The 24733-nt window shown below is 63.9% G+C and carries 21 protein-coding genes; 7 read left to right on the top strand and 14 right to left on the bottom strand.

The window, feature by feature from the left end; all coding sequences use genetic code 11:
• Positions 1-10 precede the first annotated feature (10 nt).
• Positions 11-634, bottom strand: coding sequence for a hypothetical protein (locus ACXAF5_RS07420; protein ID WP_474946115.1), 624 nt, complete (start codon positions 632-634; stop codon positions 11-13).
• Between the two features lie 104 nt (positions 635-738).
• Here ACXAF5_RS07420 and moaA point away from each other — a divergent pair, with 104 nt between their 5' ends.
• The 4 genes from moaA to ACXAF5_RS07400 all read left to right on the top strand — a co-directional run bounded on the left by moaA (position 739) and on the right by ACXAF5_RS07400 (position 4697).
• Positions 739-1746 (top strand): GTP 3',8-cyclase MoaA, encoded by a 1008-nt coding sequence (moaA, locus tag ACXAF5_RS07415; RefSeq protein WP_239323333.1) that lies wholly within the window; start codon positions 739-741, stop codon positions 1744-1746.
• A gap of 11 nt (positions 1747-1757) precedes the next feature.
• Positions 1758-3062 carry a 3-deoxy-D-manno-octulosonic acid transferase gene (locus ACXAF5_RS07410; RefSeq protein WP_474946114.1) on the top strand — a complete coding sequence of 435 codons (1305 nt, stop codon included), beginning with the start codon at positions 1758-1760 and terminating at the stop codon, positions 3060-3062.
• A 10-nt stretch (positions 3063-3072) separates the two neighbouring features.
• A complete protein-coding gene (locus tag ACXAF5_RS07405) occupies positions 3073-4131 on the top strand; it encodes a glycosyltransferase family 4 protein (protein ID WP_474946113.1) in 1059 nt (352 codons plus the stop codon).
• A 182-nt stretch (positions 4132-4313) separates the two neighbouring features.
• Positions 4314-4697, top strand: coding sequence for a hypothetical protein (locus tag ACXAF5_RS07400; RefSeq protein WP_474946112.1), 384 nt, complete (start codon positions 4314-4316; stop codon positions 4695-4697).
• Between the two features lie 180 nt (positions 4698-4877).
• On the opposite strand, the gene ACXAF5_RS07395 is transcribed toward ACXAF5_RS07400, so the two are convergent.
• From ACXAF5_RS07395 to ACXAF5_RS07380, 4 genes are all read right to left on the bottom strand, one after another.
• Positions 4878-6041 (bottom strand): M20 aminoacylase family protein, encoded by a 1164-nt coding sequence (locus tag ACXAF5_RS07395; RefSeq protein ID WP_239323329.1) that lies wholly within the window; start codon positions 6039-6041, stop codon positions 4878-4880.
• Positions 6042-6113: 72 nt separating this feature from the next.
• Complete coding sequence (locus tag ACXAF5_RS07390) at positions 6114-7280, bottom strand: M20 aminoacylase family protein (RefSeq protein WP_474946111.1); 1167 nt, start codon at positions 7278-7280, stop codon at positions 6114-6116.
• A gap of 181 nt (positions 7281-7461) precedes the next feature.
• Entirely contained in the window at positions 7462-8628 is a 1167-nt protein-coding gene (argE, locus tag ACXAF5_RS07385; protein WP_474946110.1) for an acetylornithine deacetylase, read from the bottom strand.
• A gap of 3 nt (positions 8629-8631) precedes the next feature.
• Entirely contained in the window at positions 8632-10452 is a 1821-nt protein-coding gene (locus ACXAF5_RS07380) for an ABC transporter ATP-binding protein (protein ID WP_239323326.1), read from the bottom strand.
• A 368-nt stretch (positions 10453-10820) separates the two neighbouring features.
• On the opposite strand from ACXAF5_RS07380, the gene ACXAF5_RS07375 reads away from it, so the two are divergent.
• The 3 genes from ACXAF5_RS07375 to ACXAF5_RS07365 all read left to right on the top strand — a co-directional run bounded on the left by ACXAF5_RS07375 (position 10821) and on the right by ACXAF5_RS07365 (position 14709).
• Positions 10821-12518: a peptide ABC transporter substrate-binding protein gene (locus tag ACXAF5_RS07375; protein WP_239323325.1), complete on the top strand. Its 1698-nt coding sequence runs from the start codon at positions 10821-10823 to the stop codon at positions 12516-12518.
• Between the two features lie 198 nt (positions 12519-12716).
• Complete coding sequence (locus tag ACXAF5_RS07370; RefSeq protein WP_239323324.1) at positions 12717-13724, top strand: ABC transporter permease; 1008 nt, start codon at positions 12717-12719, stop codon at positions 13722-13724.
• Positions 13717-14709: an ABC transporter permease gene (locus ACXAF5_RS07365; RefSeq protein WP_474946109.1), complete on the top strand. Its 993-nt coding sequence runs from the start codon at positions 13717-13719 to the stop codon at positions 14707-14709. Before ACXAF5_RS07370 ends, ACXAF5_RS07365 begins: the two co-directional genes overlap by 8 nt.
• A 79-nt stretch (positions 14710-14788) precedes the next feature.
• On the opposite strand, the gene ACXAF5_RS07360 is transcribed toward ACXAF5_RS07365, so the two are convergent.
• The 9 genes from ACXAF5_RS07360 to ACXAF5_RS07320 form a co-directional block, all read right to left on the bottom strand.
• Entirely contained in the window at positions 14789-16069 is a 1281-nt protein-coding gene (locus tag ACXAF5_RS07360) for a DUF3422 family protein (RefSeq protein ID WP_474946108.1), read from the bottom strand.
• 103 nt (positions 16070-16172) lie between these two features.
• A complete protein-coding gene (locus tag ACXAF5_RS07355; RefSeq protein ID WP_239367746.1) occupies positions 16173-16550 on the bottom strand; it encodes a carboxymuconolactone decarboxylase family protein in 378 nt (125 codons plus the stop codon).
• On the bottom strand, positions 16543-16923 hold the full coding sequence (locus ACXAF5_RS07350) for a MerR family transcriptional regulator (protein WP_474946107.1): 381 nt from the start codon (positions 16921-16923) through the stop codon (positions 16543-16545). The genes ACXAF5_RS07355 and ACXAF5_RS07350 overlap by 8 nt, the downstream gene beginning before the upstream one ends.
• A gap of 204 nt (positions 16924-17127) precedes the next feature.
• Positions 17128-18561 (bottom strand): NAD(P)(+) transhydrogenase (Re/Si-specific) subunit beta, encoded by a 1434-nt coding sequence (locus ACXAF5_RS07345; RefSeq protein WP_474946106.1) that lies wholly within the window; start codon positions 18559-18561, stop codon positions 17128-17130.
• 15 nt (positions 18562-18576) lie between these two features.
• The gene (locus ACXAF5_RS07340) at positions 18577-20157 is read right to left on the bottom strand and encodes a Re/Si-specific NAD(P)(+) transhydrogenase subunit alpha (RefSeq protein WP_474946105.1); all 1581 of its coding nucleotides are present in this window, start codon (positions 20155-20157) and stop codon (positions 18577-18579) included.
• Positions 20158-20505: 348 nt separating this feature from the next.
• Positions 20506-21282: a gamma-glutamyl-gamma-aminobutyrate hydrolase family protein gene (locus ACXAF5_RS07335; RefSeq protein WP_370645759.1), complete on the bottom strand. Its 777-nt coding sequence runs from the start codon at positions 21280-21282 to the stop codon at positions 20506-20508.
• Between the two features lie 286 nt (positions 21283-21568).
• Positions 21569-21994 carry a GlcG/HbpS family heme-binding protein gene (locus ACXAF5_RS07330; RefSeq protein ID WP_239324133.1) on the bottom strand — a complete coding sequence of 142 codons (426 nt, stop codon included), beginning with the start codon at positions 21992-21994 and terminating at the stop codon, positions 21569-21571.
• Between the two features lie 62 nt (positions 21995-22056).
• Positions 22057-24186, bottom strand: a complete 2130-nt coding sequence (locus ACXAF5_RS07325; RefSeq protein WP_474946103.1) for a malate synthase G — start codon at positions 24184-24186, stop codon at positions 22057-22059.
• A gap of 293 nt (positions 24187-24479) precedes the next feature.
• The gene (locus tag ACXAF5_RS07320) at positions 24480-24698 is read right to left on the bottom strand and encodes a hypothetical protein (protein WP_474946102.1); all 219 of its coding nucleotides are present in this window, start codon (positions 24696-24698) and stop codon (positions 24480-24482) included.
• Between the last annotated feature and the right edge of the window lie 35 nt (positions 24699-24733).

The following is a 24733-nucleotide window of genomic DNA, read 5'->3' as shown; positions in this document are numbered from 1 at the left end:
CGTCCGGGGGTCAGACCGGGCCGACCCGGATCTCCACCAGTTCCGTCAGAGGCAGGCCAAGCGCGCGCATTCCGTCGATCGACAAGCGGCTGCCCTGACCGGCGGAACCGGAGATCGGCTCCAGCGTCACCACGACCGATTTGCCGTTCGGCGCGGTCAGGCGGGCATTGCGGCGCGAGGACACCAGCGGTGTTTCCATCCACAACCCATCGCGACCGGGATCACCCAGACCTGCAACGGTGGTTTTCTGGCCAACAAACGACTGCGCCGACGCCACCACGGGCGCGGGCGCGCTGGTTTGCGGTGTGGCAGCCGGTGCCTGCGTCGTCTGCGGCGCTGCTGCGGCGGTGGTCTGCGGCGCGGTCGCAGGGGCGGCCTGCGGGGTCGGCCGAATGGCCTCCTGGGTGGAGGCCGGCGACGACCAGGACTGCCCACCGGAGGCGGCCAGTTCCTCTGTCTCGACAGACGGCGGCGCATCCGGGGACCGCGGGGTCATCGGCTCCATCTGGACGCCGCTGCCCAGCCCTTGCAGGACCTGCGAATTCAGATGAACGCCACCAAGGGCGTTACAGGCGGAAACGCCACCGGCAACGAGGACGGCAAGCGTCAGATGTTTGAAAACACGTCGAGTCATGCCGCGACCCTAGCCGCAGCGCGGCGAGGATACCAGCAAGAATGCGGGCATCTGATACCGTCTCGCTATTGTCCTGAGCGAATTACCGCCTTACCTATGTCTTTATGACAGCACCTCTTATTGATCCCTTCGCGCGCGCGATCACCTACCTGCGGGTCTCGGTCACCGACCGTTGCGATTTTCGCTGCGTCTACTGCATGTCCGAGAACATGACCTTCCTGCCAAAGAAAGAGCTTCTGACGCTGGAAGAGCTGGACCGCATGTGCTCCACCTTTGTAAATCTCGGGGTCGAGAAGCTGCGCATCACCGGCGGTGAGCCTTTGGTGCGCCGCGACATCATGACCTTCTTCCGGTCGATGACCCGCCACCTGGACAGCGGCGCGCTCAAGGAGCTGACCCTGACCACCAACGGCTCGCAGCTGGAAAAACACGCACAAGCGCTGTTTGATGCGGGTGTGCGGCGGGTCAATGTCTCGCTTGATACGCTGGATGAGAAGAAATTCGCGGATGTCACCCGCTGGGGTCGCTTGCCGCAGGTGCTGCGAGGCATTGATGCGGCGCAGGCTGCGGGGCTCAGGATCAAGATCAACGCGGTCGCGCTCAAAGGCTTTAACGAGGACGAGCTGTTCTCGATGACCGCATGGTGCGCCGAGCGAGGCATTGATCTGACGTGGATCGAAGTGATGCCAATGGGCGATATCGGCAATGAAAGCCGCTTGGGCCAATATTGGTCGCTGAAGGACGTGCGCAAAGCCTATGAGGCCGGCTATCAGGTTACCGATCTGGCCGAGCGCACCGGTGGCCCTGCCCGCTATGTGCGGCTGGAGGAAACCGGCCAGAAGATCGGGTTCATCACGCCGCTCAGCCATAATTTCTGCGAAAGCTGCAACCGGGTGCGCCTCACCTGCACTGGCGAGCTGTATATGTGCCTCGGTCAGGAAGACATGGCCGATCTGCGCGCGCCGCTGCGGGACCACCCCGACACGGAGGCCCCGCTGGAAGAGGCCATTCGCGCCGCCATCAACCTCAAGCCCAAAGGGCATGATTTTGACTACTCCCGCCAGACCGTGGACGGCCAGATGCCGCGCCACATGAGCCACACCGGCGGGTAAGGCCCCATCGCATGACCGATCAATCGCAGGTCCGTCCGACCCTGCTCTATCATCTGTATCGCGGTGCCTCTGCGCTGTTGGCGCCGCTGATGTGGTCCAAGGTCGCGGGCAAGCTGCGCCAACATGGCGTGCCAGAGGCGCGAGTGCGCGAACGTCTGGGCCATGCCACCCTGCCCCGCCCCGCGGGCCGTCTGGTCTGGTTTCACGCCGCAAGCGTCGGAGAGAGCCTGTCGGTGCTGACGCTGATCCACCGACTTGGCGAGGCGGCGCCGGATCTGGAGTTTCTGATCACATCCGGCACGCCGACCTCGGCCGATCTGATTGCCAAGCGGCTGCCACCCCGCACCCGCCATCAGTTTCCGCCGCTGGATACCGGTGCGGCTGTGGCGCGGTTTCTGAACCATTGGAAACCCGACCTCGGCGTTTTTGTCGAGAGCGAGCTTTGGCCGCAAATGCTGGTGCGCGCACGGGGGGCGGGCGTGCCGCTGGTGCTGCTGAATGCGCGCCTGTCGCCGAAATCCGTCGCCAGTTGGACCAAACGCCACGCCACGGCGCGGTTCCTGCTGGATCAGTTCGCACTGATGCTGACGCAGAATGCGCAAACCGCCGTCAACCTGAATGCCATGGGTGCCGATCCCGCCCGTCTGCGGGAAGGTAGCAACCTCAAGGCGCTCTCTGATCCGCTGCCGGTGGATCAAGACACGCTGACAGAGGTCCGCGACGCTATCGGCCCGCGCCCGGTCTGGGTGGCGTCCTCAACCCATGAGGGCGAAGAGGAGACCGTGCTGGCAGCGCATAAGGCGCTGTTGGCGGATCACCCCGATTTGTTGCTGCTGCTGGCCCCGCGCCATCCCCACCGAGGCGACCAGCTGGAGGCGATGATTGCCGAGGCGGGCCTGACCTTGATCCGGCGCAGCCGCGACGCCCTGCCCCGCACGTCCACACAAGTGTATCTTGCCGACACGCTGGGCGAGGTCGGCATCTGGTACAGCCTGTGTCCGCTGGTCTTTCTCGGCGGCTCCCTGCGCGACATCGGCGGCCACAACCCGTTTGAGGTGCTGCAGACCGGTGGCGCGGTGCTGACCGGCCCCGGGGCCTACAACTTTGCCGAATCCTTTGCCGAGCTGATCGAGACCGGCGCAGCCCTGGAAGTCACCAGCGCCGAGACGCTGACCGCGGCTGTGGGGACTTGGCTCGACACGCCCCATGCCCTAGACACGGCGCGCGACCGGGGCCGCGCCTTTCTGGCACGCCAGTCGGATCAGATGCATCACACCGTGGCAGCGCTGCTGGACCTGCTGCCGCCCCAGCCATGAAGGGCGCCCCATGAGCCAGATCGACCTCCGCCAGATCGACGTGATCGCGCCGAATTTCAAGAAACGCTACTCCGGCGTGACCTCGACCGTGATCCGGCTGGTGCCGCTGCAAGCCCGCGAGATCGGCATCTGTGCTGCCACCCCCGACCTGCCACCGGAGGTGCCGCAGGTGAAACCCTCCGCGCTCTGGTCGATGTCGCGCAACGGGCCCTCCGGCGCGCGCGTCTGGCACGCCCGGCGCAACAACGAGATGGTCGCCGGGCTGGCGCTCAAATACCTGCTGGGCAAGAAACTCAAGCTCCTGTTCACCTCCGCCGCGCAACGCCGTCACACCGGGTTCACCCGCTGGCTGATCCGGCGCATGGATGCGGTGATTGCCACCTCGGCGAAATCCGCAAGCTATCTGGAGCGCGAAGCGACGGTCATTCGCCACGGGATCGACTGCGATCTGTTCCAGCCGGTCGAGGACCGCGCCGCCCTGCGCCGTGCCCTGGACCTGCCGGAGGACGGCATTCTGGTCGGATGCTTCGGACGTATTCGCCATCAGAAAGGCAATGACCTTTTTGTCAAAGCGATGATCGAAGCCTGCCGCGCCAACCCGCAGGCGCGCGGCCTGATGATGGGGCGGGCAACCGCCGACAATGCCGAGTTTCTGCAAGGCCTGAAGGACGAGGTCGCCGCCGCCGGCCTGTCGGATCGCATCCTGTTTCGCGACGAAGTGCCGGTCGAGGATGTGCCCCGCCATTTTCAGGCGCTGGATCTTTATGTGGCGCCACAGCGCTGGGAAGGGTTTGGCCTGACCCCGCTCGAAGCGATGGCCTGCGGCGCGCCAGCAGTGGCAACACGCGTTGGCGCCTTTGAGGAGCTAGTGGTGCCCGGTGAAACCGGCACCCTGTGCGACATCGAGGATCTCGACAAGATCACCGCGGATATGATCGACCTGATGTCAGACCCGGACCGGCTGCGCCGCATGTCCGCCGCCGCGCGCGATCACGTACAGCGGAATTTTCGTCTGCAGGGCGAAGCCGCGGCAATTCTCGCGGTCTATCGCCAGCTCCTTTCGGCCTGACGGAATGCCGTCAAGGCGCTGAAAGGCCGACATTTTCCGGATTCATTCCGAACCTGAGCCGACGCGATACATAAAATTCTCGGAACCTTTTCTGTCGAACCGCCGTTGTTAGGGCAGTCGGTGCCACACGGCGCCTCGTCTATTGACAGATGTCATGCAGAGCCATGACCAGGAGGTTTTTGATGTTCAATAAAGTTTCGCTTGCCGTCGTTACGCTTGGATCCGCCATCGCCCTCACCGTTCCCGCATTTGCCCAATCCGCAAACCCGATGGTCGACAAGGATCTGCGCGTCCTGCGGGTGTCGACTGGCGTCTGTGACAGTGCCAAGCAGGAAATGGCCGCCTGGGCGGCGCGCATCGACGGGCACGGGTCCTACGCCGTGCCGGTCTACCCTGCCAACGCGTCGATCGATTGTGCCGAACCGGCCGCCGTGCTGCCGGTGGGTCAGTCCTGGGGGTTTGACGATCAGAAAGCGGCCGACATCGCTGCCATGAGCCAGTGTCAGGCCAATCTGCCCGACGGGTTCGACAGCTGCGCCATCGTCGGCCAGAGTTTCGACAAATAACCAGCACGAAAGTTACCAGCACGGGCCGGGGATCGACGACACGCTGATTCGCACCCCGTGACAGCTGCATTAATCTACACCGCAAAAAGGGGGCCGTGTGGCCCCCTTTTTCATCGTTCCATCAAATCAGACGCGCCCCGCCCCCCCGCAGGGCAAGGGGATCGGTCGCGCGGGCCGCGATCAGGCTGCCGGCAGGCGTTGCTCGACGATTTCGGCCCACCAGCTGCATCCCGCCGGGATTGCATCATCGGTGAAGTTGTATTTGGGGTGGTGCACTGCGGCGGTGTCGCCGTTGCCCACCAGGATATAGGCCCCGGGGCGCTCTTCCAGCATGAAGGCAAAATCCTCACCGCCCATGACCAGCGGCGCCTCGTCACACTGACCGGAAACATCACGCGCCACTTTGGCGGCGAATTCGGTCTGTTCCTCGTGGTTCACCATCACCGGATAGCCCCGGTGATAGGTCACCTCAGCCGCGCCGCCAAAGGTGGCGGCGATGCCGGAGCAGATCTCGTTGATGCGGGTTTCGGCCAGGTCGCGCAGTTCCTTGGCCATGGTGCGCACGGTGCCTTTGATCTGCACCCGCTCTGGGATCACGTTGAACGCCTTGGAAGAGGTCTCGAACGAGGTCACCGACACCACGATCTGATGCACTGGATCAGCGTTGCGCGCGGCGATGGTTTGCAGCGCCAGCACCGCCTGCGCGGCCATCACGGTCGAATCCACGGTTTCATGCGGTTTTGCCGCGTGGCCGCCCTTGCCGGTGAAGGTGATGTCGAACTGGTCGGTCGCGGCAAAAAACGCGCCCGGGCGGATTGCGAAGCTGCCCACCGGACGGCCCGGCCAGTTGTGCATGCCATAGACCTCCTGGATGCCCCAACGGTCCATCATGCCGTCGTCGCACATTTCCTTGCCGCCGCCGCCGCCTTCTTCGGCGGGTTGGAAGATCACCACCACGGTGCCGTCGAAGTTGCGGGTCTCCGACAGGTACTTTGCCGCGCCAAGGAGCATCGCGGTATGGCCGTCATGGCCGCAGGCGTGCATGGCGTTTGCGGTCTTGGAGGCATACTCCAGACCGGTTTCCTCGTGGATCGGCAGCGCGTCCATGTCGGCGCGCAGACCGATGACCTTGCCAGAGGTATCGGATTTGCCCTTGATCACGCCCACGACGCCCGTGCGGCCAATGCCCGTGACCACCTCGTCGCAGCCGAATGCCTTCAGCTTTTCCTCAACCAGCGCACTGGTGCGATGGGTTTCAAACAGGATTTCCGGGTTTTCGTGAATGTCTCGTCGCCATTCAGTGATCTCGGCCTGCAATTCGGCAAAACGGTTCTTGACGGGCATAAGTCTCTCCTAGGTGTTCGGTGAATCCAAGGCCGCGCGCACGGGTTGGCCGGCCTTGGGGTGGGCCTGTCTTCAGGCGATGGGCATCCGGCCTTCGCACAGTTCCACAAACCAGCTGCATCCCAGCGGGATGGCATCGTCATCGAACTGATAGGCCGGATGGTGGCACATGGCGGTGTCGCCATTGCCCAAAAAGATATAGGCGCCGGGCCGGGCTTCAAGCATATAGGCGAAATCCTCCGACGGCATGATCGGCGCGGCATCGGGATCGACGCTCTCGGTCACGGCCTGCGCAGCCTTGACCGCATGGGCGACCTCGGCGGCGGTGTTTTCCGTCACCGGATAGCCCGGCGTCCATGTGACCCTGGCCGTCGCGCCAAAGGCCGAGGCGGTATCCTCGGCGACACGGCGCACGCGCGCCTCGGCCAGCTTGCGGTTCTCGGCATCCAGCGTGCGCACGGTGCCCTTGAGCTTGGCCCGATGGGCGATCACGTTGGAGGCGGTGCTGTCGGTTTCAAAGGTGCCGACGGTCAGCACGACGCGGTGGATCGGGTCCACATTGCGCGACACGATGGAGTGCAGCGAGACCACGATCTGCGACGCCACCAGCGTGGTGTCGATGGCATCATGGGGCGCGGCGGCATGGCCGCCCTTGCCGGTCACTTCGATCTCGAACTCGTCCGAGGAGGCCAGGAGCCCGCCGACGCGGGTGGCGATATGGCCCACCGGCAGGCCCGGCATATTGTGCAGGCCATAGACCTCCTGCACGCCCCAACGGTCCATCACGCCATCATCGACCATGGCCTTGCCCCCTGCCCCGCCTTCCTCGGCGGGCTGGAACAAGAGCACCACGGTGCCGTCGAAATTGCGTGTCTCAGAGAGGTATTTCGCAGCCCCCAGCAGGATCGCGGTGTGGCCGTCGTGGCCGCAGGCGTGCATCTTGCCCGGCGTCTTGGAGGCATAGTCGAGCCCGGTTTCCTCGTGGATGGGCAGCGCGTCCATATCGGCGCGCAGGGCGATCACCTTTCCGGATTCGGTGCTCTTGCCCTTGATGACGCCAACCACGCCGGTCTTGCCGATGCCCGGCACCACCTCGTCACAGCCAAAGGCGGTCAGTCGCTCCTGCACCAGCCCGGCGGTGCGATGAACGTCATACATCAGCTCGGGGTGTTCGTGGAAATCATGGCGCCACGCGGTGATTTCGGGCAGCAACTCGGCAAAGCGATTCCTGACGGGCATGAGAGACCTTCCTTAACCTGTTAGCGAATGAGTGACGCAAGCCTCGACGGAACGCAAGGGCTGTGGCCGGGCGAACCACCACGTGGCCTCCCAGCGCGCCGACGCCACACGGCGTGCCAGCAGGAGTGACGTTGCGTCAGATCGACCGAGGGCCCCGGACCACCGGCGCCCCCCTGTCAGGTCACTGCATAAGCCGCGCCACCAGATCCCGCACGAACTGGTGGCCCGCCTCGAATTGCGCCACGGTAATGAACTCATCCGCCTGATGGGCCTGGGCAATATCGCCGGGTCCACAGATCACTGCGGAATAGCCGGCCTCCTGATATTGCCCCGCCTCGGTGCCATAGCTCACCACATGGCTGCCGTTGTCGCCGGTCAGGCCGCGCACCAGGCTCTCGGCGGCGCCATCCTCCTCGGGCACCAGCCCCGGAACGTAAAACACCTGCTCGACCTCGATACGCGTGTCGGGATGCACCGCCTGCATGTCGGCCTCGACCCGGGCAACCTCGGCGCGATAGGCGGCGTCCCACTGGGCCAGCGACTCGCCCGGAACGGCGCGGAAATCCATCCAGAACTGGCACGCGCCCGCGGTGATGTTATGCGCCGTCCCGCCGGACACCATGCCGACGTGACAGGTGGTCCAGGGCGGGGTGAACATCGCGGCCACCTTGGTGGCGGGCTTAGCGCGGTTCTCCGCATTGCGCTGATTGGCCCAGTCGATCAGCCGCGCCCCTTCCATGATGGCACTGACGCCCTCATGCATGAGCGAGCTGTGCACCTCGTGGCCCACCACCCGCGTGGCAAACCCGGCACCGCCCTTGTGACCGGTGACGGCCTTCAGCATCGACGGCTCTCCGACGATCACGGCTTCGGCCCTGGGCAGGTGTTTCTGGATCTCGACAATCAGCGGCGGCGCGCCCGTGCAGCCGATTTCCTCGTCAAAGGTATAGGCCAGCTGCAAGGGCCGTTTCAGATCCGCATAATGGCCCTCGACCAGCGCCCAGAGCGCCAGCGCGTCGAACCCCTTCATGTCGGCGCAACCACGGCCAAAGTATTTGCCGTCGCGCTCCACGACCTCATAGGGGTCAGAGGTCCAGTCCTGCCCCTCCACCGGCACCACATCGGTATGGCCCGACAGCAGCACGCCACCGTCGATCATCGGGCCGACATGGGCGTAAAGCCCGGCCTTTTCCGGCTGCTCCGGATCCACCCAGATGTGATGGGCGATGCCGTGGCTGTCGAGATACCCCGACACCCAGTCCACCAGCGGGCGATTGGTGGCGCGGCTCACGGTCGGAAACGCCACCAGTCGCGCCATGATCTCAAGCGGGGTCAGACGGTCGGCCATGCCTCAGTACCCGGAATCGGTCATCAGCACAAAATGGCCCGGCTCCACCTCAACATAGTCCGAAGGTTCGGGCGTGTAGCTCATGTCGTGGATCGGCGACGGGATCGGCTTGAAGTTCAGATCCTTCTCGCTCTTGCGCTGGTTGGGGTCGGCGATCGGCACCGCCTTCATCAGCGCCTGCGTATAGGCATGGGCGGGGTTTTCGAACACCCGCGCCCGCGGGCCGATTTCAACCAGACGCCCCAGATACATCACGCCGACCTGATGGCTGACGCGCTCCACCACCGCCATGTCGTGGCTGATGAACAGGAACGACAGCTCCAGATCGGCCTGCAATTCCATCATCAGGTTCAGAACCTGCGCCTGCACCGACACGTCCAGCGCCGAGACGGCCTCATCCGCGACGATCAGTTTTGGATTCAGTGCAAGGGCGCGGGCGATCGCGATCCGCTGACGCTGACCACCGGACATCTCGTGCGGGAAGCGACGCATGAAGCTGCGCGGCAGATGCACGCGGTCAAACAGCGCCGCCACCCGGTCCTGAATTTCAGAGCCAGAGGCGATGTTGTAGTTCTTCATCGGCTCTGCGACCTGATCCATCAGCTGCATCTGCGGATTGAGCGAGGCAAAGGGATCCTGAAAGATCATCTGCATATCCAGGCGCGCCTTGTGCAGATCCCTCTGGTTGAGACCGAGGACATCGCGGCCCTCGAACTCGATCTTGCCGGAGGTGGGTTCCACCAACCGCAGGAGCGACCGGCCACAGGTGGATTTGCCACAGCCCGATTCCCCCACAAGGCTCAGGGTCTGACCCTTGAACACCTTGAACGACACATCCTCGACCGCATGCACCTGCGCCACGGTACGGCGCAGCAGCCCGCCCTTCACCGGAAAGCGGGTGACGAGGTTTTCCACGTTCAGCAGCACCTCATCAGTGCCCTTGATCGGCTTGATCTCGGCCTGTTCGACTCCCATCAGCTTCATCGGCTCCGGGTAATCCTTGCCGCGCATCTCGCCGAGTTTTGGAACCGCCGCCAGCAGCGCCTTGGTATAGTCGTGCTGCGGGTTCTCAAAGATCTCGTGGACGGTGCCCTCCTCGACCTTGTTGCCGCGGTACATGACCACCACGCGGTCGGCCATCTGCGCCACAACGGCCATATCGTGGGTGATGAACATCACGGCAGTGCCGGTTTCGCGCTTCAGGCGATCCATCAGCGCAAGGATTTCGGCCTGGATGGTCACGTCAAGCGCGGTTGTGGGCTCATCCGCGATCAGCAGGCGCGGCTCGCAGGCCATGGCCATGGCGATCACCACCCGCTGGCGCATGCCGCCAGACAGTTCATGCGGATATTGCTTCATCCGCCGCTCGGCCTCGGGGATGCGGACCTCGCGCAGAATCTCGATGGCGCGGGCTTCTGCCTCTTTTTTGGTCATGCCCTTGTGGATTCGCAGACCCTCGGTCAACTGGCGGCCCACGGTGAACACCGGATTGAGCGCGGTCATCGGTTCCTGGAAAATCATCCCGATCTGATTTCCGCGAATCTGCTTCATCAGATCGCTCTCGGCCTTGGCCAGATCGATGGGCTTGTCGTCGCCCGGATCGAACATCAATTCGCCACCCGCGATGGTGCCGCCGCCGTATTCGACCAGACGCATGAGCGAGAGCGAGGAGACAGATTTGCCCGATCCGGACTCTCCCACGATGCACAATGTTTCACCGGCCGTGACGTCAAACGAAACATTCTCAACCCCGACCACCGGGCCGTCCTTGGTTTCGAACTCGACCCGGAGGCCTTTGATCTGAGCAATGGGCTGGTCCAACATCCACGTATCCTGTCTGTTTTTTGGCGGCACCGGAGCAGTACCTGTTGGGGCGCGATCTAAGCCGATGCAACCGGTAGCGTCAAACCCCCGCACGGATTTCCTGTTACGCAGGTCTTGCATTTTCTGAAAACTCTGTTTCGATACCGGCAGTGAACGCCAAAGGCGACAGGGGGTTATGAAAACAGGTCCGACACAACGGACCGCAGATCCGGAGCTTCGGCTTTCGGGCTTTCCTGACATCCATACGTCCGCGGTGGACGCACATTCCAAACTGCGCCGCGCAGGATATGCGCGGGCACGGGATGCGCCGTTAACAGGCGTAACCTGCACAACAAAAACACTATGTCGGTTCCGACAAGGAGAGTGCAATGACATTGAAAACCCTTCTGCTGGGGGCTGTGGCATCCGCCGCCTTCGCCCCGGCTGCCTTTGCCGAGCGTGGCTCGGACGGCCAGGTCAACATCATCTATTGGCAAGCCCCGTCCATCATGAACCCGTTCCTGTCCGGCGGCACCAAGGACGTGGAAGCGGCCTCGCTCGTGATCGAGCCGCTGGCGCGCTACAACGCCTCTGGCGAGATGGTGCCATGGCTGGTCGAAGAGGTCCCCACCGTCGAGAACGGCGGCGTGAGCGAAGACCTGACCCAGATCACCTGGAAGCTGAAGCCCGGGATCAAATGGTCCGACGGCTCCGATCTTACCTCTGCCGATGTGAAATTCACCTATGACTACTGCACCCACCCCGAGGGCGGCTGCGCGCAGGTGACCAAGTTCGAAGGCGTGACCTCCGTTGAAACCCCGGACGACAGCACCATCGTCGTGACCTTCGAAGAGGCAACGCCCTTCCCCTACGGTCCCTTCGTCGGTGGCGAAAGCCCGATCATCCAGGCCGCCCAGTTCGCGGACTGTCTCGGCGCCAAGGCCCCGGAATGTACCGAAGCGAACTTCAGCCCGATCGGCACCGGCCCCTTCGTGGTCGACGAGTTCAAGCCGAACGACGTGATCACCCTCTCCGCGAACCCGAACTATCGTGACCCGGCAAAGCCCGCCTTTGCAAAGGTCCTGTTCAAAGGTGGCGGCGATGCGACCGCAGCCGGCCGTGCCGTGATGGAAACCGGCGAGTTCGACTATGCCTGGAACCTGCAGCTGGCACCTGATGTCATCTCGCAGATGGAAGCCGGCGGCAAAGGCAAGGCCGTTGCGGGCTTTGGTCCGCTGCTGGAGCGCATCATGCTCAACAACACCAACCCCTCTCCGGATCTCGGCCCGGAAGAGCGTTCGGTGATCCGTCCGCACCCGTTCCTGTCCGACCCGGCGGTCTACAAGGCGATGTCCATGGCCATCGACCGTCCGCTGCTGGTTGAAATCGGCTACGGCAAGGCCGGTCGTGTGTCCTGCTCCTGGGTACCGGCCCCCGAAGCCTTTGCGATCAACCCCGAAGGCTGTGACACTCAGGACATCGCCGGTGCAAACGCCCTGCTCGACCAGGCAGGTATCGTTGACACCGACGGCGACGGCATCCGCGAAAAAGACGGTGTTCCGCTGAAGATCCTCTACCAGACCTCGACCAACGCCGTTCGTCAGGACTTCCAGGCGCTGATCAAACAGTGGTGGAGCGAGATCGGCATCGAAACCGAACTGCGCAACATCAACTCCTCCGTGTTCTTCGGCGGCGACCCGGGCTCCCCGGACACCTTCCAGAAGTTCTACGCGGACGTTGAAATGTACGCCAACACCTTCAATGGCACCGACCCGCAGTCCTACTTCGGCAACGGCCTGTGCGACAAGGCACCGACTCCGGCGTCCCAGTGGCAGGGTGAGAACATCTCCCGCTTCTGCGACGAAGAATTCGACGCCCTGCACAAGGAGCTGACCCAGACCGCCGACATGGCAAAGCGGATCGAGATCGGTCAGAAGCTGAACACCATCGTGTTCGAAAAAGGCGGCATGATACCGCTGGTGCACCGTGGCCGTCTGTCCGCACATTCCAACACCCTCGGCGGTGTTGACCTGAACGTGTGGGACAGCGAGCTGTGGAACGCAGCAGACTGGTACCGCGCCGAATAAGCGCTCATCCGCAGTCAACAGGGCCCCGGACATCGTACCGGGGCCCACTGGTTTTCGCGTTACCGTTTCTCAAACCAATCCGGCATTGTTGTCACGTCGGAGTTGACTTAAGAGACCCGGCATGACGCGCACCCCGCCCCGCTGGGGTAAGGCAGACGCGGACCTCTCGACAAACTCAATTGCAAAGGCGCCCGGCTGATGCTGACTTTTACCATCCGACGGCTGATCCTCGCAGTGCCGACGCTGCTGTTCATCAGTCTCGTGATCTTCCTGCTCCTGGAACTCGCCCCTGGCGATCCGATGGCGCAGGTTCCCCTGACCGTTCCCCCCGAAGTGAAAGAGAAGATGCGCATCGCCCTCGGCCTTGGCGAGCCCGTCCACATCCGGTTCTGGAAGTGGATCGTGCAGTTCTTCTGGATCGAACCGCAGGTTCTGGTCGACCATATCTTCGGCACGTCCTTTTCCGCAGGTGACCTGCGCGTCATCTCCTGGCAGACCCGCTCGCCGGTGATGGACATCGTGGTGCAGCGCCTGCCGCAGACCCTCTGGGTGGTGGGCACCGCCTATATCGTCGCGATCCTGATCGCGCTGCCGATCGGCATCTATTCCGCCTATCGCCAGTACAGCTGGTTCGACCAGCTCGGCACCTTCGTGTCGATGGTGGGTTTTTCCGTGCCGCCGTTCTTTTCCGGCGTGCTGGTGATCGTGATCTTCTCGGTGCAGCTGGGCTGGTTCCCGTCGATCTATGACACCACGCTGGAGGTCACCAGCTGGGAAACCTTCGTGAAGCAGCTGCAGCAGATGGTGATGCCGGTGATGGTGCTCGCGCTGCAGATCACCGCACAGCTCAGCCGCTTCATGCGCGCCTCGATGCTCGACAACCTCAACCAGGATTACGTGCGCACCGCGCGGGCCAAGGGTCTGGGCGAGTATGTCGTGGTCATGGTGCATGTGCTGCGCAACTCCATGATCCCGGTGGTGACCGTGATCGCGCTGGGGATTCCCGCGATCTTTGGCGGCGCCATCATCACCGAACAGGTGTTCAAGGTGAACGGCATCGGCCAGCTCCTGATCGGCGCCATCCAGGCCAACGACCTGCCCATGGTGCAAACCCTGACCTTCATCTTTGCCGTGCTCATCGTGCTGTTCAACCTGATCGCCGATGTGCTCTATGGCATTCTCGACCCGAGGATCCGCTATGACTGACGCTGCAAAAGACAAGACCCTGCAGCATTCCAGCGTGCAGGAGGAGCTTTCGACCCCGCCGCGCAGCCAATGGCGCGACATCTGGGACCAGTTCAAATCCCACCGCGGGGCGCTGTTTGGCGGCTGCCTGTTCCTGCTCATCGTGCTCGGCGTGGTGGTGGGCCCGTTCGTCTACTGGAACGATGCGAAATTCGTGCCCACGGGCCGCGACTTCATCACCCTGCGCGACATGCGCCCGATCTATCACGCGCTGTGGGACCCCTCGGCCAAGATGGACTGGGCCTATCCGCTGGGCACCGACAACCTCGGTCGTGACACGCTGGCGCGGCTGATGTTCGGCGGTCGCGTCTCGCTGGCGGTAGGTATGGCGGCGATGATCCTGGCGCTGATCCTCGGCAGCCTGATCGGGGTGCTGGCGGGTTACTTCAAAAAGCTCGACGGCCTCCTAATGCGGTTGACCGACCTGTTCCTCGCCCTGCCCCTGTTGCCGATGATCCTGGTGGCGGCGGTGCTGTTCCGCGAGAGCCTGTCGCAATCCATCGGCCCCGAAGGCGGCATCTTCGTGCTGATCGTCTGCCTGATCGGCATCACCTCCTGGATGCCGACCGCGCGGATCGTGCGCGGCGATGTGCTGGCGATCAAGGAACGCGAGTTCGTGCTCGCGGCGCGCTCCATCGGCACCAAGCCGGGCAATATCATCGCGCGTCACATCCTGCCGAACGTGCTGTCGCCGATCATGGTCTCGGCCACGCTCGGCATCGCCACCGCGATCATCACCGAGTCGGCGCTGTCGTTCCTCGGCTTTGGCTTCCCGCCGGATTTCCCGACCTGGGGCCGCCTGCTGAATGATGCGGTGGACCGGATGACGCTGTTCCCGGAGCGTGTGCTCTGGCCCGGTATTCTGATCTCGCTGACGGTGCTGTCGGTGAACTACCTCGGCGACGGCCTGCGCGACGCGCTGGATCCACGCATCCGGGGCCGCTGAGGCACTATTAACAATCGAAAAGGCCGCCCGATGAGGCGGCCTTTTTGATTTCAACCTGCAAGGGGCGGACATCCGTTTTCTAATGCAGGCTCTTGCGAATGCGGCGTACCGCCAGAAACACCGCGCCGATCACCAGCGGCGTCAGGATCGCGGTCAGCATGCCCTTGCTGAGATCCAAGGCCTTGCCCAGCGGGTAGAGCGCGTAGGCCGCAAGCGACACCGCGTAATAGCTGATCGCCACCACGGAGAGCCCCTCGACCGTGTGCTGCAAGCGCAGCTGCAGATCCGCGCGCCGGTCCATGCTTTCCAGCAGGGCCTGGTTCTGCGCCGAGCGTTCCACATCGACCCGGGTCCGCAGCAGCTCCCCTGCCCGCCGTGCCCTGTCCGCCAGCACCGCCAGCCGTTTCTCGCTGGACTGCACTGTGCGCATCGCGGGTTCGAACCGGCGCAACATGAATTCCGCCATGGTCTGAAACCCCTCGAACCGCTGTTCGCGCAACAGCGCGATGCGCTGATTGACCAGCGCCTCATAAGCCCCCGTCGCGCCGAACCGGAACGCCGATTGCGCCGCCATCGCCTCCAGCTCCGCCGAGATCGTCAGGAGCTGGGACAAGGTCTGCTCCGCCGGCACATGGCCACGGGTCATCTCGCTCATCATCTCCGACAGGGAGGCATCCATGGCGCTGATCGTCGGCGTAAGCCCCCGCGCCCGCGAAAACCCGAGCATCGACATGGCGCGATAGGTCTCAATCTCGCAGATCCGCTGCACCACGCGTCCCACCCGCTGCGGGCCGGTCTCGGCATTGATGAAAAGCGCAAAGCGCACATGGCCCGCCGGGTCGATGCGGAAATCGCCCGCCACCACCGCATTGTCATCCAGAACCGAGGCCATGGCGAGGCTTTCGGGCACAAACCAGTCGTGCACCTTCTTCTTGATCTGCTCCTGCGGCGGGCGCGGCACGATGCGGATCAGCGCCGAGGTCACGCGCTGCCCCGGGGCCTGCGCCAGCCAATCGGGCGGGAACAGGTCGAAGTCCTGCGGATCAAAGGCGCGGTCGCTGACGCCCTCCCCGTGCAGCGTGTAGGACACAAACTCCGTGTGTTGCTCCCATTTGAGCGTATGGCGCCCCAGCTGCGCCGTATGATGCGTCGCCCCCGGTTGCGGATGCGGGGCCCCGTGACGATCCAGCAGATCCTTCAGATGCTGAAGATCCGCCATCCGGTCCCGGTGCACCGCTTCCTTGGGCTGTTTCACCGCCAGATAGGCCACGGTGGCGGGCACCGGAATGGTCGGAAACGGGCGCGCATGCAGCTCATTGGCAAGCTGGTAGCGCAGCGGGTGATCTTCTATTGCAGCCATGGCAACCTTCCGGAACGAGTTTCCAGACCCTAGTCAGGATCACCGCCCTTTGTAAAGTTTTTCATGGCATTCAATAACTTAGCGGGATGCAACGGTATACAGATCAGGCAGCCTCGGCCTCGAACACCTCGATTGCGGCATTGAGCCCGTTGATTGCGGCGGGCATGCCGCCATAAACGGCCATCTGCCAGATCACCTCCAGGATCTCCTGCTGGCTGGCGCCGGTGGCCAGCGTGTGGCGGATATTGACCTTGAGCTGCGGTCCGGTCTGTCCCCCCAGCGCCGTCAGGGCCGCCACGGTACAGAGCTGCCGGGTCTTGTGATCGAGCCCGGAGCGTGCGTAGTGGCGGCCATAGGCCCATTCCACAAGGCTCTCCGCCATGTCGGGCACGTGGGCGTCGTAGGTCTCCGCCAGAGCCGCCTCCAGCCCCGGGTTCATGTCGGCCAAGAGGGCGCGGCCCTGCTCCAATGCGTCAGACATCTGTACTCTCCTGTGTCAGCTTGTGTTCCATGTCCCGATAGAGCGCGACCTTGCGGTCCATCAGCGCCAGCGTCTCCTCCAGCGCCTGCATCTGGGCCTGCATTTGGCTGCGGTGCGCTTCCAGCATGCGGCGGCGCTCCGGCACCGTGGCCGCGCCTTCGGCCCGCAGGCGGGCATAGCGCACCCGGTCGGCCTGTTTCATGCCGGTGGCGTTGAGCTGCCCCAGAAAGCGGATCCAGCCCAGCACCTCCTCCGGGTAGTCGCGCCGCCCGGCCCCATCGCGCGGCGGCGGCTCGATCAGGCCGATCTTTTCGTAAAAGCGCAGCGTGTCGATGCTGAGGCCGGTCTTCGCGGCCACCTGCGATATCCGCATGGGCGCTCTCCCTGTTGTGGTGATGAGTCGCGGGCAGCATAGGTGCTGGAGTGCACTCCAGCACAAGCGGTTTCTTCTGCGGGGGTATTGGGGGCTCTGCCCCCGGCCCGAACGGGCCTCCCCCGAGATATTTATGGAAAAGATGAAAGCAAAAAGGGCGCCCCGTTCGGAGCGCCCCCTGTGTCGTGTCAGCTCTGCCGCCGCTCACTCGATGATATTGAGGAGCGTGCTGAGGGATTGTTTTGCGTCGCCGTAGAACATGCAGGTGTTGTCCTTGAAGAACAGCGGGTTCTCGATGCCGGAATAGCCCGTGCCCTGACCGCGTTTGGAGACAAACACCTGTTTCGCCTTCCAGCACTCCAGAACCGGCATGCCGGCGATGGGCGAGTTGGGGTCTTCCTGCGCGGCCGGGTTCACGATGTCGTTGGAGCCGATCACGATGGCCACATCCGTCTCCGGGAAGTCGTCGTTGATCTCCTCCATCTCCAGCACGATGTCGTAGGGAACTTTCGCCTCGGCCAGGAGCACGTTCATATGCCCGGGCAGGCGCCCGGCCACCGGGTGGATCGCAAAGCGCACGGTCTTGCCCTTGGCGCGCAGGCGGCGCGTGAGCTCGGCCACATTGGATTGCGCCTGCGCCACCGCCATGCCGTAGCCGGGGATGATCACCACGCTGTCCGCTTCTTCCAGGGCCGCGGCGACGCCATCGGCATCGATCGCCACCTGCTCGCCCTCGACCTCCATCGCGGGGCCGGCGCTGCCACCAAAACCGCCCAGGATCACCGAGACAAACGAGCGGTTCATCGCCTTGCACATGATGTAGCTCAGGATCGCCCCCGAAGAGCCCACCAGCGCGCCGACCACGATCAGGAGATCATTGCCAAGGCTGAAGCCGATCGCCGCCGCCGCCCAGCCGGAGTAGCTGTTCAGCATGGAGACTACCACCGGCATGTCTGCCCCGCCGATGCCCATGATCAGGTGATAGCCGATGAACAAGGCCGCCAGCGTCAGGATCAGCAGCGGGAACAGCGCCCCGGAGGAGAGATACCAGATCAGGCAGATCAGCGAGAGCCCCGCCGCCGCCGCGTTCAGCAGATGCCCGCCCGGCAGTTTTGTCGCCGCCGAGTTCACCCGGCCCGCCAGCTTGCCATAGGCAATCACAGAGCCCGTAAAGGTCACCGCACCAATCCAGATGCCCAGCGACAGCTCCACCTTCAGGATGGCGATCTCGATCGGCTCCTTCTTGGCCACCAGCAGCGCAAAGGCGCCCTCGACGCTGTCGCCCGCGGCCTTCGCCGCCTCGACCAGATTGATGGTCATCTCGGCGTTGAAGCCGACAAAGACCGCCGCCAGGCCGACCAGCGAATGCATCGCCGCCACCAGTTCCGGCATCTGGGTCATCTGCACCCGCTGCGCCAGCTGCATGCCGATGACGCCGCCAAGCGCAATCAGGATGACCGACAGCCACCACAGGCCCGCCCCGGGGCCGACAAGCGTGGCAAAGACCGCCAGCGCCATGCCGGCAATGCCATACCAGACCGCGCGTTTGGCGCTTTCCTGTCCCGACAATCCGCCCAGGCTCAGGATGAACAGAACGCCGGCGACCACATAGGCCGCGATTGTGAATGCGTTTTCCATAACTCCTGCCCCTGCTTAAGATTTCTGGAACATGGCAAGCATGCGCCGGGTGACCATGAAGCCACCGAAGATGTTGATCCCGGCCATGAACACCGACAGCGCCGCGAGGATCGTGACCAGCACGCCGCCGGAGCCGATCTGGATCAGCGCGCCGAGGATGATGATCGAGGAGATCGCGTTGGTGACCGCCATCAACGGCGTGTGCAGGCTGTGCGCCACATTCCAGATCACCTGGAAGCCGATAAAGACCGAGAGCACAAAGACGATGAAGTGCTGCATGAAGCTTGCCGGCATGTCGGGGATCAGCCCGATGCCCAGGATCAGCGCCGCGCCAATGGCCAGCAATGTGACCTGATTCCGGGTCTGCTGCTTGAAGGCCGCGACTTCTGCGGCGCGTTTTTCCTCGGCCGTCAGCTCCTTGGGCGGTTCGGGTTTCTTTTGCGCCGCAATGGCCTGCACCTTGGGCGGCGGCGGCGGGAAGGTGATCTCGCCCGCATGGGTCACGGTGGCCCCGCGGATCACGTCATCCTCCATGTCATGCACCACCTGACCGTCCTTTTCCGGGGTCAGATCGGTCATCATGTGACGGATGTTGGTGGCATAGAGGCTGGAGGACTGGCTCGCCATCCGGCTGGGGAAATCGGTATAGCCGATGATGGTGACGCCATTGTCGGTGACGATTTTCTCGTCCCGAACGGTGCCTTCGACATTGCCGCCGCGCTCGGCCGCAAGGTCGACGATGACCGAGCCGCGCTTCATCGCCGCGACCATATCCGCCAGCCACAGCTTCGGGGCCTCGCGGTTGGGGATCAGCGCGGTGGTGATGACGATGTCCACCTCCGGCGCCAGCTCGCGGAATTTGGCCAGCTGGGCCTCGCGGAATTCCGGCGAGGAGACAGAGGCATAGCCGCCGGTGGCGGCCCCATCCTGCTGCTCTTCCTCAAAGTCGAGATAGACAAATTCCGCGCCCATCGACTCGACCTGCTCGGCCACTTCGGGGCGCACATCAAAGGCGTAGGTCACGGCGCCCAGCGAGGTGGAGGTGCCGATCGCAGCGAGGCCGGCAACACCGGCGCCCACCACCAGAACCTTGGCCGGGGGCACCTTGCCCGCCGCTGTGATCTGGCCGGTGAAGAACCGGTCAAAATTGTTGCCCGCCTCGATCACCGCGCGGTAGCCGGCGATATTGGCCATGGAACTCAGCGCGTCCATCTTCTGCGCGCGGCTGATGCGCGGCACCATTTCCATGGCGATCACGGTGGCGCCCTTGGATTTGGCGAGCTCCAGCCCTTCTTCATTGCCACCCGGATTGAAGAAGGAAATCAGCGTCTTGGATTTATTGAGCCGCTTCAGCTCGGTCTCATTGGGTGCGCGGACCTTGGCGATGATATCGGCGGCCTTCCACAGCCCGGCGGCGGTCTTGATCACCTCCACCCCGGCCTCGGCATAGGCCGCATCGGTAAACCCCGCAGCCTCACCCGCACCAGACTCAATACAGCACTCAAACCCCAGCTTCTGAAGATCACGCGCCGACAATGGCGTCATCGCTACGCGCGACTCGCCCTCGGCTATCTCTTTTGGTGTGCCTATTTTCACCAGTCGTCCCCCTGTCTGCACCGACCACGGCGGTCAGGTGCGCACGTTTCGCAAATACACTGCATAAGGTGCGCAAGAATATTGCGCAAGCTTTTCGCTGCGTCGCGGCACATCTTGGGCGGTCCCCACGGGTGCAGGGCCGACAGGCCTCAACCGCCGCGCACGCGCGCTCAAAGCAACAGATGTTCCGGCGAATGAAAAGCATGGATCACGAGAATTTTTGCCGATTGCGACAAAACAACCGCGTTTTCCGTCACCCTGCGCAAGAATCTCGCCAAAATGTCTTTCTGCATTTGCCAAAAAGACGCCGTGGCACAGTTGGCCCGTTGCCCCCGTCGCAGCGCCCCCTCAGGCAGAGCGTTGCAGCGCGGCCGGGCGGGTGCCCCCGGCCCAGGCCCGCGCGGCCTCTCCGAAGGCTTCGAACAAGGGGCGCGAGACCGGATCCTCACCAGCGCGATATTCCGGGTGCCATTGCACGGCGAGGCTGAACCCGGGCGCGTCCTTGACATATATCGCTTCCGGGGTGCCATCCTCGGCCTGTCCTTCGACCACGATGCGCGCCCCCGGTGTCTTGATCCCCTGCCCGTGCAGCGTGTTGGTCATGACTTCGCGCGCGCCGAGCAGGCGATGGAACAGGCCGCCCTCGACCAGGGTCACCGGGTGGCGCAGGGCGAACTTTTCCTCGATGCTGCCATCCGGCGGCATGCGGTGGTTCATCCGGCCCGGCAAGTCACGGATCTCGGGGTAAAGCGTGCCGCCCATGGCCACGTTGACCTCCTGAAAGCCGCGACAGATCCCGAAAAACGGCTGGCCCCGCTCCACGCAGGCCCGCACCAGCGGCAGGGTGATGGCATCGCGGGCGCGGTCGAAATCTCCATGCGCCTCGGTCGGGTCCTCGCCATACTCCTCCGGGTGCACGTTGGGACGCCCGCCGGTCAGCAGAAACCCGTCAAAGCTCTCCAGCAGTTCCGCAACGCTGACATAGCGCGGGTCGGTGGGGATCAGCAGCGGCAGGCAGCCGGACACATTCGCCACCGCATCCGAATTCATGGTGCCGCCCGCATGGGTCGGGTATTGATCGTTCATCAGGTAGGAATTGCCGATAATGCCGACTTTGGGGCGCACGCTGGAAGTCTCCGGAACAAATGGACGCTATTGGATCAAAGGTCACGGTAGCGTGACGCCCCATCAGCGCGCAACTCTTTAGCGTGGCGCAAGCCCCTGTTCACTGGTGCACAGGGGCGACAGGTCACAAAAACAGCAGCTGACGCTGCCTGCCGTCCGTGCATATGGGCTGCGGCAACGCGGTGATGCTGCCCTCTTGCCCCAGGAGGATGCCCCATACGCAAAGGGCTGCTCCGAGCGTATGCCCCAGTGCAGCCCCGCGTTTTCAATCCGACAGGTGTGCGGCTCAGATCTCGGCGGTGAGACCTGCGGCCTCGACACCTGCCTTGGCCGCCACCGCGTCATTGTCGGAGGTATCGCCGGTCACGCCGACGGCGCCGATCACCGCGCCGGTGTCATCGCGCACCAAGACGCCGCCCGGCACCGGCACAACCTGTCCCCCGTAGACACCGTTCACCGCTGCCATGAAATAGGCCTGCTGTTCGGCCCGGGCCATCTGCGCGGTGCCGGCCATGCCCAGCATCACCGCGCCATAGGCCTTGCCCTGGGCGATCCCGAACCGGCCCGGCGCGGCGCCATCCTCGCGTTCAAACGCCAGCACATGGCCGCCCGCATCCAGCACCACGACGGAGAGCGGCTTCAGGTTCATGTCACGGCCCTTGGCGCGGGCGGTCTCGATGATGGTGCGGGCCTGGTCAAGAGAGAGGCTCATATCTGCAAATCCTTGGTCGGGAAGAAGAAAGGCCGGGGAAACTCCCCGGCCTCGAAACCATGTCAGCCTTGCGCCTTCAGTTCAAGGCGGCGGGCGTGCAGCACCGGTTCGGTATAGCCCGAGGGCTGGATACGGCCCTTGAACACCAGATCGCAGGCGGCCTGAAAGGCGACGCCATCAAAGCCCGGTGCCATCGCGCGATAGCTGGGATCGGAGGCGTTCTGACCATCCACCACCGCGGCCATCTTCTGCATCGCGGCCATCACCTGCTGTTCGGACACCACGCCGTGGTGCAGCCAGTTGGCCAGCGCCTGGCTGGAGATCCGGCAGGTGGCGCGGTCTTCCATCAGGCCGACATCGTTGATGTCCGGCACCTTGGAACAACCGACGCCCTGATCGACCCAGCGCACGACATAGCCGAGGATGCCCTGGGCGTTGTTCTCGATCTCGCGGGCGATGTCCTCCTCCGACAGGTTCTGCCCGTCCATCACCGGGATGGTCAGCAGATCGTCGAGCGTACCACGCGCGCCGCCCGCCTTAAGCGCATCCTGACGGGCCAGAACATCGACCTTGTGGTAATGGGTCGCGTGCAGGGTCGCGGCGGTCGGCGACGGCACCCAGGCGCAGGTGGCGCCGGATTGCGGGTGGCCGATCTTGGCCTCCAGCATCTCGCCCATGCGGTCGGGCATCGCCCACATGCCCTTGCCGATCTGGGCCCGGCCCTTCAGCCCGCAGGCCAGACCGATGTCGACGTTGCGATCCTCATAGGAGGCAATCCATGCGGTGCCCTTCATCTCGCCCTTGCGGAGCATAGGTCCCGCCTCCATCGAGGTGTGAATCTCGTCGCCGGTGCGGTCCAGGAAGCCCGTGTTGATAAAGGCAACGCGGGATTTTGCGGCGCGGATGCATTCCTTGAGGTTGGCGCTGGTGCGGCGCTCCTCGTCCATGATGCCGATCTTGACGGTGTTGCGCGGCAGGCCCAGCGCGTCCTCGACATGATCAAAGATCTTCACCGCAAAGGCGACCTCTTCCGGCCCGTGCATCTTGGGCTTCACCACATAGACCGAGCCGTGCAGCGAATTGCCGCCCTCCGCCTTGAGGTCGTGCATGGCGCAGAGCACCGTGATCATCGCATCGAGGAAGCCTTCACCGGCCTCGCGCCCGTCGCTGTCCAGCACCGCCGGGTTGGTCATCAGGTGGCCAACGTTACGCACCAACAGCAGCGAGCGCCCCTTCAGAGTGGCCTCCGCGCCGGTGGGCGTCTTGTAGGCCAGATCCTCGTTCAGCACCCGGGTGAAGCTCTTGCCGCCCTTGGTGACGTCTTCGGCGAGGTCACGCTTCATCAGGCCCAGCCAGTTGGAATAGGCGGTGACCTTGTCCTCGGCGTCGACGCAGGCGACGGAGTCCTCGCAGTCCATGATGGTGGAGAGCGCCGATTCCAGCGTGATGTCATTGATCCCTGCGGCGTCATCCTTGCCGATGTTGCCCGCGGCGTCGATCTCAAGGATCGCGTGCAGCCCGTTGTTTTTCAACACAATACGTGTCGGGGCACCCGTGTCGCCGACATAGCCCGCGAACTGGCTGGCGTCTTTCAGCGCCGGAACCAAGGCGCCATCCTCGACCCGCAGGCCGGAAATATCGGACCAGGAGCCGCTCGCCAGCGGGAAGGTCTCATCGAGGAAACCACGGCCCCAGGCGATAACGCGGGCGCCGCGCGCGGCGTCATAGCCCTTGCCGGTGGGCAGGTCGCCCATCGCATCGGTGCCGTAAAGCGCATCATAGAGGCTGCCCCAGCGGGCGTTGGCCGCGTTCAGGGCAAAGCGCGCATTGGTGATCGGCACCACCAGCTGCGGTCCCGGCACATGCGCGATCTCGGGGTCCACATGGGTCGTCTCCACCTCGAAATCCGCGCCTTCGGGCACCAGATAGCCGATCTCCTGAAGAAACGCCTTGTAGGCCGCTGCGTCATGCGGCTGGCCACGGCGTTCCAGATGCCAGGCGTCGATCTTGCCCTGGATCGCCTCGCGCTTGGCCAGCAGCGCGCGGTTCTCGTCGCCCATGCCGTTCACCAGCCCGGACAGGCCCGCCCAGAACGCATCCGCGCTGACGCCGGTGCCCGGCAGTGCCTTGTCCTCGACAAAGGCCGCCAGAGCGGAAGCCACCTGAAGTCCATTCCGTTCGATCCGACTCATTTTCCTGCTCCTCTCGGCGGTACACAATTGCATGCCGCCTGATACGGGAAAAGTTTCCGATCAGCAACAAATCCGGCACTCAGGAAATGCGAACGCATCTTCTCGTTTTTCAAGAAAGTGTTCCGGGATTTCCGATTTTACCCCTCCTGACCCACGGCATGGAACAGGGCCGGGGCAAAAAACTGGCCAAAGGTTAGCAAGCCCCCGCCCCGGCCGTTGGCGCGCTGCCGGACCACCCGGCGCGCTCAGCCAGGCGGGGCGGCGGCCGATCAGGCGGAGGTGGTGCGGGCCTCTTATTCGCCCGCAGTGCCCGCTGTGCCGGCTGCGTCATCGGTTGATGTCTCGACTTCGCCGCCAAGCAGCGGTTGCCCGTCATCGGTCAGATCGTCGGCAAACCCGAACAGGGCCAGCCCCAGAACGATCAGCGCCAACAGAGCCACCAGCCAATACAGCCCGTAACGGCGCTGGCGCACTTCCTTGCGGGTGGTCATCGGGGTCTCTGCATCGGACATGATACTCTCCTTTTTGAACAAAGAGACGAAGGGCG

This window comes from Epibacterium sp. ABV4_022 (assembly GCF_056159345.1).
Note: the sequence above shows the minus strand (reverse complement) of the source record. Positions and strands in the feature narration are given on the sequence as shown.

Bases quoted from the DNA above. Each gene is read 5' to 3' on its own strand.
- ACXAF5_RS07420 (WP_474946115.1), bottom strand. From the start codon at position 634: ATGACTCGACGTGTTTTCAAACATCTGACGCTTGCCGTCCTCGTTGCC.
- moaA (WP_239323333.1), top strand. From the start codon at position 739: ATGACAGCACCTCTTATTGATCCCTTCGCGCGCGCGATCACCTACCTG.
- ACXAF5_RS07410 (WP_474946114.1), top strand. From the start codon at position 1,758: ATGACCGATCAATCGCAGGTCCGTCCGACCCTGCTCTATCATCTGTAT.
- ACXAF5_RS07405 (WP_474946113.1), top strand. From the start codon at position 3,073: ATGAGCCAGATCGACCTCCGCCAGATCGACGTGATCGCGCCGAATTTC.
- ACXAF5_RS07400 (WP_474946112.1), top strand. From the start codon at position 4,314: ATGTTCAATAAAGTTTCGCTTGCCGTCGTTACGCTTGGATCCGCCATC.
- ACXAF5_RS07395 (WP_239323329.1), bottom strand. From the start codon at position 6,041: ATGCCCGTCAAGAACCGTTTTGCCGAATTGCAGGCCGAGATCACTGAA.
- ACXAF5_RS07390 (WP_474946111.1), bottom strand. From the start codon at position 7,280: ATGCCCGTCAGGAATCGCTTTGCCGAGTTGCTGCCCGAAATCACCGCG.
- argE (WP_474946110.1), bottom strand. From the start codon at position 8,628: ATGGCCGACCGTCTGACCCCGCTTGAGATCATGGCGCGACTGGTGGCG.
- ACXAF5_RS07380 (WP_239323326.1), bottom strand. From the start codon at position 10,452: ATGTTGGACCAGCCCATTGCTCAGATCAAAGGCCTCCGGGTCGAGTTC.
- ACXAF5_RS07375 (WP_239323325.1), top strand. From the start codon at position 10,821: ATGACATTGAAAACCCTTCTGCTGGGGGCTGTGGCATCCGCCGCCTTC.
- ACXAF5_RS07370 (WP_239323324.1), top strand. From the start codon at position 12,717: ATGCTGACTTTTACCATCCGACGGCTGATCCTCGCAGTGCCGACGCTG.
- ACXAF5_RS07365 (WP_474946109.1), top strand. From the start codon at position 13,717: ATGACTGACGCTGCAAAAGACAAGACCCTGCAGCATTCCAGCGTGCAG.
- ACXAF5_RS07360 (WP_474946108.1), bottom strand. From the start codon at position 16,069: ATGGCTGCAATAGAAGATCACCCGCTGCGCTACCAGCTTGCCAATGAG.
- ACXAF5_RS07355 (WP_239367746.1), bottom strand. From the start codon at position 16,550: ATGTCTGACGCATTGGAGCAGGGCCGCGCCCTCTTGGCCGACATGAAC.
- ACXAF5_RS07350 (WP_474946107.1), bottom strand. From the start codon at position 16,923: ATGCGGATATCGCAGGTGGCCGCGAAGACCGGCCTCAGCATCGACACG.
- ACXAF5_RS07345 (WP_474946106.1), bottom strand. From the start codon at position 18,561: ATGGAAAACGCATTCACAATCGCGGCCTATGTGGTCGCCGGCGTTCTG.
- ACXAF5_RS07330 (WP_239324133.1), bottom strand. From the start codon at position 21,994: ATGAGCCTCTCTCTTGACCAGGCCCGCACCATCATCGAGACCGCCCGC.
- ACXAF5_RS07325 (WP_474946103.1), bottom strand. From the start codon at position 24,186: ATGAGTCGGATCGAACGGAATGGACTTCAGGTGGCTTCCGCTCTGGCG.
- ACXAF5_RS07320 (WP_474946102.1), bottom strand. From the start codon at position 24,698: ATGTCCGATGCAGAGACCCCGATGACCACCCGCAAGGAAGTGCGCCAG.